Origin of the sequence: Prevotella sp. P4-98, from assembly GCF_002251405.1 — a bacterium.
Lineage (GTDB): Bacteria > Bacteroidota > Bacteroidia > Bacteroidales > Bacteroidaceae > Prevotella.
This window is the reverse complement of sequence record NZ_NPJC01000057.1, coordinates 1-12,537: the sequence shown is the minus strand read 5'-3', so window position 1 is coordinate 12,537 and position 12,537 is coordinate 1. Positions and strand designations below refer to the sequence as shown.

The window sequence follows — 12,537 nt, the reverse complement described above, 5'->3', positions numbered from 1 at the left end:
CGTTTGGTTGTTGTTAGTCGTTTTTCAGAAGTTTTGTTATCAGTTCTTCCAGACGGTCTAGTTCCAGCATATTGGCGGCATCGCTCAGTCCGTTGTCTGGGTCTGGATGTACTTCAAAGAACCATCCTGTGGCTCCGAAGGCTTTTGCCGCCATAGCCATCTGTGGTACGAAACGTCTGTCACCGCCGGTTTTTCCGTTTGCACCGCCTGGGCGTTGTACGCTATGTGTGCAGTCCATGATGACGTTGGGAACGATCTCCAGCATGTCGGGTATGTTTCTGAAATCCACTACCAGATTATTGTATCCCATCATGTTGCCACGCTCTGTGAGCCATACGTCTGTAGCTCCGGCCTCGCGTGCTTTCTCTACGGGATAGCGCATGTCCTGTCCGCTTAGGAACTGCGCTTTTTTGATATTGACGATACGCCCGGTCTGTGCAGCTGCTACGAGAAGGTCTGTTTGCCTACAGAGGAATGCCGGTATCTGTATTATATCTACCACTTCGCCTGTCGGTTTGGCTTGCCATGCTTCGTGTATATCGGTAAGTAGGCGTAGGCCATATTTGGTTTTTACATCTGCCAGCATCTGCAGTCCACGGTCAATACCCGGTCCACGGAAAGAGTGGATCGATGTGCGGTTCGCTTTGTCGAACGAAGCTTTGAAAATAATGTCGGTGCCCAATCGGTTGTTGATGTCCACCAGTTTTTTAGCCACAGTATCGAGTAGTTCGGCTGACTCGATAACGCAAGGCCCTGCAATGAATGTTGCTTTCATGTTGTCCTGTATGTTTTAAGACGCAAAGTTAAGCAAATTATTTTATATTTATATTACGTGGCAAAGTTAAGCAAAAAAACGCGGATAATCTTATTTTGTGTCAACAAAATGATTGCCACACTCGAAAAAAAGCAAAATATGCTATTTTTATAGTGAGAATCCCTATATTTGCAACAGATTTTATTCTCGGAGGTTAGTTTTCCCATCCTTCAATTCTTAAACTTCAAAACAACAAAACAATGAAAAAATGTTTCATGACTCTCGTAGCTCTTGTAGTGGCTACAGTGGCAAGTGCCCAGGTTTATGTGGGTGGTAGTGTTGGATTTATTGGTAGTTCACACGATGGAACAACCAAGAACAACTTCCAAATTCTGCCGGAACTTGGTTTCAAACTTGAGGATAACATTGCCGTAGGTATCGTTCTTGGCTATGCTCAGGATGAAGTGTCTGTTGAAAAGACAGTAGCAGGATCTACAGTTACTGTTTCTCAGAAGGACAAGCAGTTTCGTATCAGCCCTTATTTGCGCTATACCGCTCTGAAATTTAAGTGTGTTGACGTTTTTGTTGATGCTGGTCTCGACTATATCCACTCTGATAATGGTAGCGTGAAGAACAATACTTTCGGTCTTGGTGTACGTCCCGGAGTAGCAGTTAATCTGAACGATAAACTGAGCTTTGTTACCCATTTCGGTTGGTTGGGTTATCAGAATTCAAAGGATGATTACGATGGTGCCAAAGCTACTAACACTTATGGTGTAGCTCTTGACGGCAACAATCTGACTTTCGGTCTCTACTACAATTTTTAAAGTATAGCGACAGTTATTACGTTACAATAATCATTCGCCCGGCAATTCCATCGGAACTGCCGGGCGAACTGTATTCTGTATGAGTATTAGTTGTTGTGCAGATGTATATCTTGTTGTGGAAATGGAATCTCGATGCCGTTGGCATTGAGCGTGTCGTAGATGGTTTTGAGCACATCGCTTGTCACATGTGAACGCTTGGTAGCTTCCGACCATACGAATATTTTGAGATTGATACTTGAGTCAGCCAGTTCGCCCACAACCGATTTGGCTGTCTTGGTAGGGTCAGTCCATTGGTGGTGCATATTGTTGACAGCCGTGTCAACCAGTTCCATCACTTGTTGCAAGTTACTTCCGTATGCCACCCCGTAGTGTATAGTTGTCAGTATATACCCATGGTTGCGAGTCAGATTCTTGTAGTTTTTAGAGAACAACTGTGAGTTTTGGAAGGTAATCACCTCACCATATACTGACTCTACAATGGTCGATGTATAGTTGATGGTAGTCACTTTTCCCATGGTTCCATCCACTTCAATCCAATCGCCTACTTTGATGCGTCCTGTCATGAGAGAAATACCGTAGTAGATATTTTCGATGATGTCTTTCGATGCAAATCCGATACCCGTTGACAGTCCGCCTGTCACTACCATCAGCCATTCGAGCGACACACCGAGTACGCTCATCGTGATGAGGAACCATGCGCCCCATACCAAAACCTGTGTTACATTCTTTCCCATTACTTCTCGGCTTGCTGCTGTCGATGGGTCAGAACTGCGGTAATGCATGCGTAGAAACTGCAGTACAGTAGTACAAATGTACGAGAATAGGAACCACAGACTGATGACAAATGCCAGCGATACGATGCTGAGTTTCAGATTGCTGAGGTCAACAAACTTGGCATAGAATATCTTCCAGCATAGGTCTGTCAGGTTGAATACATCTGCAGCCCAATAGAAACTGATCATGACCGATATTACCCCCAGCACAGGCAGTAATACCTGATAGAGTAGGTCGTAAGCCCATGTTTTGGAGATGGGCATCTCTTCGTAGTGGTGCTTGATACCATAAATTTTAAGGTATTGCAACGCACAGGTGATGGTGAGGATACATGTGAGCTGCATTGTCCACCAGATGAGCAATTGCACGGCAAATAGGGTGTAGCCTATCCATGAGCATACCACAGATGTGATAAATACCGCTTGTGTGATATAGGTGTAGAACATGTCCGATTTCGGAATGTTCTTGTTGTGGCGTCTGATCACGCTCCATTGCCACAGGGCGCAGAGCACGAGGATGGGTGGGAATATCAGATTGACGAGTTCGTTAGGTATCAGAATGATACGGAATACGATGACCAGGAAACTTACAGCTAAAAGTGGTGTATAGATGCGGAAGGCGCTCTTAATCTGACTGCCATTGACACGTAGCAAGAGTGAGATAAGGATGGCACCCATCAACCATGCAAAATTGACCAACAGTCCGCATGCCATGATGAAGAAATGCTGCTGTGATACAGTTAGCATGATGGCGAGAATGAGGCCGAAAGTCACCGTGGTGGTGGCCATGGTGATACAGGCTTGTTTTTTTAGAAACTCCTTGGTGCGGAATCGCTTTGGCACTACATAGTGGATAACCACATAGTTGAGTAGTGTAGCGATGATGGCATAGATGAGGATAGAAACAAGCAGTCCCACAATCCATCGGCTATCCCATTGCGATTTGGCATTGGGTTGGTATTTCTTTGTGACCGTCTGCATGGTGGTAGTCCACTGTTGCGGCCAATTGGTAAGAATGGAAATATAGCTGTCTCCACCATTGCGGAAGATACTTGTTTGTATGTCGTTGTATCGTTTCTGTGCATAGTCGTTGAGATAGGCGAGCCGCTTCTCCGTCATGTCGTAGAAGGTGATGTATTCTTTCATTGTTCCACGACTTTCTTCCAAATTGTTGCGAATGTTGGTGGCGAGGGTGAGACATACGCTTCGGTCGGTTTTTGCATGGTCGTCGAGCATCATTACAGGCATAGATCGAAGTGACACGATGAGTGAATCGTAGCGTGCTATGTTGCTATTAAGCTTGTTTATCCACGTGTTAAAAGGCAACTGTTGCTGCCTAAACTCATGATACTGTTCGGTGGCTTCATGGCAAGCATAGGTCAAGTCAAATACATAATCCTGTTTTTGCGAGTAGAGCATCAGTGCATTTTGGTTTGACCGCTCCATGGTTGCAAATAGTTGGTCGCGCACTTTCTTGTTTTGCGTTTTGCTCAACTCCAACCGTTCTGTCAGCTCACGATGAAAGTCAGTGAGCTCTGATCGCAGGATATGTAGGGTCTGTGGAAGGTCTTTCTCTTTCAGCACAGCATGGCTGGCGAGCGTGATGGTCAGTGCGATGAGCACCGTCAGTATTCTTTTCATATTCAATCGGATGGTTCTGTATTGGGTAATTATTGGCGCAAAGTTACAAAGAAAAGTTGAGACGATAAAGCGAATGAAGAAGTTTAACGCTATTCTGCCTACAAAAATTCGTAAACATCCTATGAGATTCTTCCGGATAGTGGTTTATTTTTCCTTTTTAACTTCATTATTTCTTTGTTTCGTATGATTATCACAAAAGTTTTGTACCTTTGCAAGGAAATATAAGAACTATGCCGATGACCACCTCATATTCACATTGCCAACTCATTGCCGACAGTGGCAGTACCAAAACCGACTGGGCGCTGCAGGCTGGCGAAACCCTTGTCTGCCAATGTCAGACGCAAGGTATCAATCCTTTTCATCAGTCTGCTGAAGTCATAGATCGTGTGTTGCGTGAGGAGCTTCTTCCGTCGCTTCCGGCAGAGGCTACGGTTGGTCATGTGGCTTTCTATGGTAGCGGTTTGCGTCCCGAATTGCAACCGATGATGCGTCAACTGCTTATGTCGGTATTTTTACATGCCGATGTGCAGGCAGAAGGCGATTTGCTGGGGGCAGCACGTGCGGTATGTGGTCGTGCAGAAGGTATTGCCTGTATCCTTGGTACAGGAGCCAATTCTGGTCTGTACGATGGACAAAATATTGTGATGAACACTCCGCCGTTGGGCTATATTCTTGGCGATGAGGGTAGTGGGGCAGTGCTCGGTCGGCAGTTTCTCAACCTTATATTTAAGGAGTCTGCTCAATCCGCCTTGCGCGAAGCGTTTCTTTCTGAGTTTCATTTGACGATGGCTGATGTTATCGATCGTGTCTATCGCCAACCTTTAGCTAATCGATGGTTGGCATCATTGTCACCATTTATTCATCGAAACCTTGACAGAGATGGCGTACGCAGCATGGTGATTGATAATTTCAGGCAGTTCTTTCGTCGTAATCTGACAGTGTATCAAAGACTAGATTTGCCTGTCGGATTTGTTGGAAGTATGGCTTTCTACTATTGTAGCGAGTTGGAAGTGGCTGCTGAGGCTGAAGGTTACTGTATTGGCACAGTTTTGAAAAGTCCGTTGGAGGGATTGATAGCTTATCATCAGGCAGAAAACTTCTGATGTCTGCCGTTGTCGCATACATAATTTTCAGTTTTCAGATTTTTATCGAACATCGAACATCTTGTTTGCGTAACATCCAATCAAACAGTTGGTTATGTCTGTGTTTGAAGGCTGAAATGCCGAATTGTCGAACACCCATCGAACATCGTTGTCTAAAGATATAATCATCCGCTTATGTGCATTGGTTTATGTGTAGATGGGCGGTAGTCCCAGCCTGCATAGTATTTTCAGCTCTTTTCTAATGTCTGATAAAAATATTATCCAACGTTTGATAAAAGTGTTATCCAACGTTTGGTAAAAGTGTTATCCAACGTTTGATAAAGGTATTATCCAACGTTTGGTAAAAGTGTTATCCAACGTTTGATAAAAGTATTTTCCAACGTTGACACAAGTGTTATTCAACGTTTGACACAAGTGTTTTTCAACGTTTGGCAAAGGTATGAACTAACGTTTGACAAAGGTATTGCCAATGTAGGAAAAAATCTGGCAAAATAGTCAGAATGCTATAAACGTATTCATTTTGTGTGAAATCAGTTTACAGATTACTACCGAAAAGAGAAATGCTCAACATTTCGTTTTTCTACCATCTTGAAGGCACATAATGGTCGAATCTTCCAAAAATGGGCAGATTGGTGGTCGATTGGTGGTCGATTGGTGGTCATAAATTTTTATCAAGAATTATATAAGTAGATGAGTCACAGTGCTTAAGAAACATGTTGTGGTCGGTGGTTGCAAAAATCAAAATATCGCGTGCGCGTGTACGCGAGAAGAAACGTTTGTTACTCTGCGAAAAAATACATTACATTGAAAACTATATGCGTGTAGGTGGATGCTCTGCTGTGCCGATACTATTATTAGCATCAGAGTTATTTCGCCTTAATATATTTTAAATAGGAAAAGCTTGGCAGTTGACGCAAAAATGAGTATATTTGCAGGCGCTAAATGAAATAGCGAAAGACTTACACCCGATTATTCACAAACAAAAAACATATTATTATGAAAAAAGTATTGTGCCTCTTGGCATTTTTTGGAATCATACTCTCTGTCGCAGCTTGTGGTGGTGACGATTCCAAAGACCCTGCACCTGCGGGAACAGCTCCTAAAGCAATCTCAGTAACTCCCGCAAATGGAACGAAAGATGTTGCTCTTGGCAATGTTCACGTGAAGGTGGTTTATAGCACACCGTCAAAGCGCGTAATAGGAGCCGATGACATCAAAATCACCGGAACTACATCAACTCCAGCAAATTTGAAATTCTCAGTGGCAACACTCGAATTCGATTTGGATTGTCAGGAAGAAGGCGCGACCATTGGTGTGAACATTCCTCAAGGTTATGTAGTATCTAATAATGGTGCGAAACCATCTGAACCAGTATCTTTCAGCTTTACCATGTTTAAAAAGCCAGACCTTGGCAACGACGAATATGAGTCGGCTTCGGTTGCTGTGAAGAATATGATAGCCGGATGGAATCTGGGTAATACACTCGATGCATGGGCTGAAGGTTCAACAGGTTTGAATCAAGAAACCTGTTGGGGACAACCCAAGACCGAGGCTTTCCTGATGAAGAAGATGAAGGAAAAAGGCTTTACCGCAATCCGCGTTCCTGTGACATGGAAAGACCATATGGATAGTGCAGGCAATGTGGATGAGGCATGGATGAACCGTGTGGCAGAAGTGGTCAACTATGTGTTGGATAACGATATGTATTGTATTCTCAACGTGCACCACGATACTGGAGCAGACAAAACCGCATGGTTGAAAGCCGATGGCACTACCTATGCAGCGTCTAATGCTAAGTTTAAGTATCTCTGGAAACAGATTGCCGACCATTTCAAAAACTATAGTGAAAAACTCGTTTTTGAAGGATACAACGAGTTGTTGACAGGAAGTGATGGCTCTGCCCAATGGAACACACCAAACAATGAGGCCAACCTCGACTATATCAACAAGTATGCGCAAGACTTTGTAGATGCGGTACGCTCTACTGGTGGCAAAAATAAATATCGCAACCTCATTGTGACTACTTATGCCGCATCACCTATAGAGAAGAATCTGCAGAAACTCGTAATACCCACCGATCCCTGCGGTAATCAGAGCCACCTCGCCGTTGAGGTTCATACCTATGCTCCTTGGAATTGGGTGAATACCTATAATAAACACTGGACTGCCGAGTGTACGAGAGAAATCACCAATATGTTTGCGATGCTCAAAAAGTATATCATGGACCAAGGTTATCCTGTAGTAATAGGTGAATATGGTTCAAATGGTGAGAATGAAGACACCATCAACAAGAACTCTACCCATGAGGAAAAACTCGAAGCCGGCAAGCAAGCTTCGGATATGACTACCCTTTGCAAACAGTATAATGCAGCAGCCTTCTACTGGATGGGCATTGTGGATGGAAACGATCGTAAGGAATCAAGCTTCAAATGGAGCATGGAAGAAGTGGCTGACGCTATAGTCAATGCAGCCAAATAATCATACGCATAGCGTTTCTCTGAAATAAAAGAGGTGGGGCTGGGGCCATGACGGGCTCTATGCCCCACCTTTGTTGAATACCAATCTATATCATAGACGATTTTAAGGTGCATTTATAACGCTAGATAACAAAATGTTATAGCACGCAAAGAAATAATGGTGATTTGTTGTGTGAGATGTTAAAAATATGATAAATATCACAAAATATATTTGTGGGTTTCAAAAATAATTCCTATCTTTGCATTCGCTGAAACCAATAACTTCGTAATGAGAAAACTATTATCCCTTTTTGTAATGGCTATTGCATTATGTGCCTGCAAACAGCAAGCGCAAGAATCACAGTATATTAGCGTTGAAAACGGACACTTCATGCGTAATGGTAAACCATACTATTACGTAGGAACCAACTTCTGGTATGGTGCTATCCTCGGTAGCGAAGGACAAGGAGGTGACCGCGACCGTCTCGTCAAGGAACTCGACGAGATGAAACGCATGGGTATCGACAATCTTCGCATCCTCGTAGGTAGCGATGGTGAGCGTGGTGTGACGACCAAGGTGGAACCAACACTGCAGGAAGCACCTGGCGTTTATAACGATACAATTCTTGCAGGCCTCGACTATCTGTTGATGGAGATGGGCAAGCGCAATATGGTAGCTGTGCTCTATCTGAACAATTCATGGGAATGGAGTGGGGGATATAGCTTCTATCTGCAACATGCCGGTGCAGGAAAAGCTCCACGTCCTAACGAAGAAGGATATCCAGCTTATATGAATTTTGTGGCACAGTATGCCAGCAATGCCAAAGCCCACGAACTCTTCTACGATTACGTGCGCTTTATCCTCGGACGCACCAACCGTTATACGGGTAAAAAATATACAGAAGATCCTGCTATCATGTCGTGGCAGATAGGCAATGAACCTCGCGCCTTTGCTAAAGAACAACTGCCTGCCTTTGAGAAGTGGCTTGCTGAGGCTTCTGCACTGATCCGTTCTATAGATAAAAACCACCTGATCAGTATAGGTAGCGAAGGCTCATGGGGATGCGAAAACGACTATGACTGCTATGAGCGCATTTGTGCTGATAAGAATATAGACTATTGCAATGTGCACCTTTGGCCTTACAATTGGGGATGGGCAAAGCCCGACTCACTCATCGAAAACCTCGACCGAGCATGTCAGAATACCAAAGAGTATATAGACAAGCATCTCGCCATCTGCGATAAGTTGGGCAAACCGCTTGTTATGGAAGAGTTTGGCTATCCCCGCGATGGTATGAAATATGACCTCGGCACCCCAACTAAGGGACGCGATGGCTATTATAAATATGTGTTCTCGCTTGTGGCAGATAATGCCGAGAGCGGCGGAAAATTTGCAGGATGCAACTTCTGGGGATGGGGAGGATTTGCCAAACCGCTACACGAACAATGGGTGGTGGGCGATCCCTACACCAACGATCCTGCACAAGAGGCACAAGGCCTCAACTCAGTCTTTGCCGGCGATACCACTACCTTGCAAGTGGTCAAGGAACAAGTGGATCGTATGGCTAAGGTAAAAAACAAACCTTAAGGATGGGACTTCTCCACCTCTAAACCTTGATAATCATGCCCCAATAGCCTTAAAAAAAAGACAAGGTGATGCTTGGTTGTCTCGCGGAAAATAAGTAATTAGTGCAACACTAAAAATACCTAACGATTGGGAAATAAAACTATGAAAAAACTTACAAATTATCTGATGAAGGTCGGAATGTGCCTGTTGGGTTCCGTGGCTTTTGTTGCTTGTGGCGATGATGATCCGGATGATGGCCCTGCCGTAGAGGGATTAACCGTAACCCCAACCTCACTGTCGTTTACTAAAGATGGCGGTCAGAAGTCTATTAGTGCACGTGCCGGTCAGAATGTTACAGCTTCAAGTGATGCTGCATGGTGTGTGGTGACTATTGGTGAGAAAACTCCTACGCTGAAGGTCACTCCTATCAATGTAACTGTTGAAGCCAATACCACTACCGAACAGCGTACTGCTACAATTACCGTAAAAGCCGGTGCAGAGAGCAAAACCGTAAGTGTTACACAGGAGAAGGGTGAGACTAAGCCTGATTCTAATCCCGATCCTTCTGGCAATATCAAATATGATGCCAAGCAAGTGGCAAAGTTGATGTATCCCGGATGGAATCTCGGCAATACCATGGAGGCTGGCAGCAATACTAACTCATGGAAGAGCGTTGGAGTTTCTACAGAGACAGCATGGCAGAAAACTAAAACTACCAAGGAACTCATCAATTTCATAAAGGCGCAAGGTTTCAAGAGTGTCCGCATCCCCTGTGCATGGGTGATGGGACATATTACCGATACCAACAACTGCACCATCGATCCACAATGGATGGCACGCGTTAAGGAAATTGTTAGCTATTGTGTTGATGCTGATCTCTACGTAGTACTCAACCAGCACTGGGATGGCGGTTGGCTGGAGCACGACGGATTCACAGCGAATGCTGACGTAGCACTCAAGAAACAACAGCTTACCAAAATCTGGACACAGATTGCAGAGGCTTTCAAAGACTATGACGACCATGTTATCTTTGCTGGTCTCAACGAGCCAGGTGTTGGCGGAGCCTATCAGGACAACGGCAAGAATATTGCTGACGATAAGTTGGCAAGCCGTTTGGCTGAATATGAGCAGGCCTTTATCGATGCTGTGCGTGCCACAGGCGGTAATAACGAATATCGCGTATTGGTGGTTCAAGGTCCAGAAACCAATATCGACAAGACAGTAAAGAACAACTATTATTCTAAGTTGAACGACAAACATACCGGTCGTTTGATGATGGAAGTTCACTTCTATGATCCCTATCAGTTCACAGCGATGGCTAAAGATGAGAGTTGGGGAAAAATGTGGTACTATTGGGGTAAAGGCAATACCGGTTCGGATGCCAATCGCAATGCCAACAGCAATTATACTGAGAACTATGTCAAAAACCAGATGGCGAAGCTGAAGACTGCGTTTGTTGACAACGGCATTCCAGTAATCATCGGAGAGTTTGGAGCCAACCAGCGTTTCGCCATCGGACAAGATCCTATCCATGATGCATCTATCAAGGCTTGGTATGCTGCTGTGACAAGTTATGCAATCAACAACGGTTGTATTCCTTATGCATGGGATACAAATAGTGGCAATGGCATGAGTATTATCGATCGTTCAAACATCAAAGTATTTAATACCAATATGATGACAGGTGTCACCGAAGGTGTCGCTGCTGCAAAGTGGCCGTATTGATAGCATTTGTAATAATCGATAAATGATATGAGCAAACGAATTCTCTTTATCCTCGTAGTACTTGCACTTGCATGGAGTACTACGGCCGACGTGCAGGCTAAGAGCAAGAAAAAAGGGCGTTTTGTCGGACAAACTGCCATGCAGGTGGCAAAGTTGATGTATCCCGGATGGAATCTCGGCAATACCATGGAGGCTGGTAGCAATACTAACTCATGGAAGAGCGTTGGAGTTTCTACAGAGACAGCATGGCAGAAAACTACAACTACCAAGGAGCTCATCAATTTCATTAAGGTGCAAGGTTTCAAGAGTGTGCGCATCCCCTGTGCATGGGTGATGGGACATATTACCGATACCAACAACTGCACCATCGATCCACAATGGATGGCACGCGTTAAGGAAATTGTTAACTATTGTGTTGATGCTGATCTCTACGTAGTACTCAGCCAGCACTGGGATGGCGGTTGGCTGGAGCACGACGGATTCACAGCGAATGCTGACGTAGCACTCAAGAAACAACAGCTTACCAAGATCTGGACACAGATTGCAGAGGCTTTCAAAGACTATGACGACCATGTTATCTTTGCTGGTCTCAACGAGCCAGGTGTTGGCGGAGCCTATCAGGACAACGGCAAGAATATTGCTGACGATAAGTTGGCAAGCCGTTTGGCTGAATATGAGCAGGCCTTTATCGATGCTGTGCGTGCCACTGGCGGTAATAACGAATATCGCGTATTGGTGGTTCAAGGTCCAGAAACCAATATCGACAAGACAGTAAAGAACAACTATTATTCTAAGTTGAACGACAAACATACCGGTCGTTTGATGATGGAAGTTCACTTCTATGATCCCTATCAGTTCACAATGATGAACAAAGATGAGAGTTGGGGAAAAATGTGGTACTATTGGGGTAAAGGCAATACCGGTTCGGATGCCAATCGCAATGCCAACAGCAATTATACAGAGAACTATGTCAAAAACCAGATGGCGAAGCTGAAGACTGCGTTTGTTGACAACGGCATTCCAGTAATCATCGGAGAGTTTGGAGCCGACCAGCGTTTCTCCATCGGACAAGATCCTATCCATGATGCATCTATCAAGGCTTGGTATGCTGCTGTGACAAGTTATGCAATCAACAACGGTTGTATTCCTTATGCATGGGATGTAAATACTGGCAATGGCATGAGTATTATCGATCGTTCAAACATCAAAGTATTTAATACCAATATGATGACAGGTGTCACCGAAGGTGTCGCTGCTGCAAAGTGGCCGTATTGATAGCATTTGTAATAATCGATAAATGATATGAGCAAACGAATTCTCTTTATCCTCGTAGTACTTGCACTTGCATGGAGTACTATGGCCGACGTGCAGGCTAAGAGCAAGAAGGAAGGGCGTTTTAGCGGACAAACTGCCAAGCAGGTGGCTTCGCAGATGTGGCTACCAAGCAGAAACAGTATAGCCACCGCGCTTACTGAGCAGACACACTGACTATACTCAGCCATTGTGCTGATCATACAAGCAAATACACTGAATTTATAGCAAATTCAGTGTATTTGTTTTAGGTCAATACTCTGTTAATTCTAACGTAATCGTTTGAAAATGAAGGAGTTAATTAACGTAATATAACTAATAAAATTTGGTTAAGTGGCTGATTATCAGTAACTTTATAGTGATCAAAGCTTAAAGTAACA

At 44.2% G+C, this 12,537-nt stretch carries 9 protein-coding genes; 7 read left to right on the top strand and 2 right to left on the bottom strand.

Features of this window, described 5'->3' with window-relative positions:
• Positions 1–13: 13 nt before the first annotated feature.
• On the bottom strand, positions 14–775 hold the full coding sequence (gene kdsA / locus CIK96_RS08400; protein WP_094389622.1) for a 3-deoxy-8-phosphooctulonate synthase: 762 nt from the start codon (positions 773–775) through the stop codon (positions 14–16).
• A gap of 239 nt (positions 776–1,014) precedes the next feature.
• On the opposite strand from kdsA, the gene CIK96_RS08395 reads away from it, so the two are divergent.
• Positions 1,015–1,581: an outer membrane beta-barrel protein gene (locus tag CIK96_RS08395; protein ID WP_094389621.1), complete on the top strand. Its 567-nt coding sequence runs from the start codon at positions 1,015–1,017 to the stop codon at positions 1,579–1,581.
• An 86-nt stretch (positions 1,582–1,667) separates the two neighbouring features.
• Here CIK96_RS08395 and CIK96_RS08390 read toward each other — a convergent pair whose 3' ends face one another.
• Positions 1,668–3,995, bottom strand: a complete 2,328-nt coding sequence (locus CIK96_RS08390) for a mechanosensitive ion channel family protein (RefSeq protein WP_094440322.1) — start codon at positions 3,993–3,995, stop codon at positions 1,668–1,670.
• Positions 3,996–4,225: 230 nt separating this feature from the next.
• Here CIK96_RS08390 and CIK96_RS08385 point away from each other — a divergent pair, with 230 nt between their 5' ends.
• The 6 genes from CIK96_RS08385 (at position 4,226) to CIK96_RS08360 (ending at position 12,334) form a co-directional block, all read left to right on the top strand.
• Positions 4,226–5,098 carry an ATPase gene (locus tag CIK96_RS08385; protein ID WP_254047106.1) on the top strand — a complete coding sequence of 291 codons (873 nt, stop codon included), beginning with the start codon at positions 4,226–4,228 and terminating at the stop codon, positions 5,096–5,098.
• A gap of 996 nt (positions 5,099–6,094) precedes the next feature.
• Positions 6,095–7,576: a cellulase family glycosylhydrolase gene (locus CIK96_RS08380; protein WP_094440320.1), complete on the top strand. Its 1,482-nt coding sequence runs from the start codon at positions 6,095–6,097 to the stop codon at positions 7,574–7,576.
• A gap of 294 nt (positions 7,577–7,870) precedes the next feature.
• On the top strand, positions 7,871–9,142 hold the full coding sequence (locus CIK96_RS08375; protein WP_254047108.1) for a cellulase family glycosylhydrolase: 1,272 nt from the start codon (positions 7,871–7,873) through the stop codon (positions 9,140–9,142).
• A gap of 141 nt (positions 9,143–9,283) precedes the next feature.
• Positions 9,284–10,846 (top strand): cellulase family glycosylhydrolase, encoded by a 1,563-nt coding sequence (locus tag CIK96_RS08370; protein WP_254047105.1) that lies wholly within the window; start codon positions 9,284–9,286, stop codon positions 10,844–10,846.
• 27 nt (positions 10,847–10,873) lie between these two features.
• Entirely contained in the window at positions 10,874–12,121 is a 1,248-nt protein-coding gene (locus CIK96_RS08365; RefSeq protein ID WP_094440317.1) for a glycoside hydrolase family 5 protein, read from the top strand.
• A 27-nt stretch (positions 12,122–12,148) separates the two neighbouring features.
• Positions 12,149–12,334: a hypothetical protein gene (locus CIK96_RS08360; protein WP_094436347.1), complete on the top strand. Its 186-nt coding sequence runs from the start codon at positions 12,149–12,151 to the stop codon at positions 12,332–12,334.
• Positions 12,335–12,537: the final 203 nt, after the last annotated feature.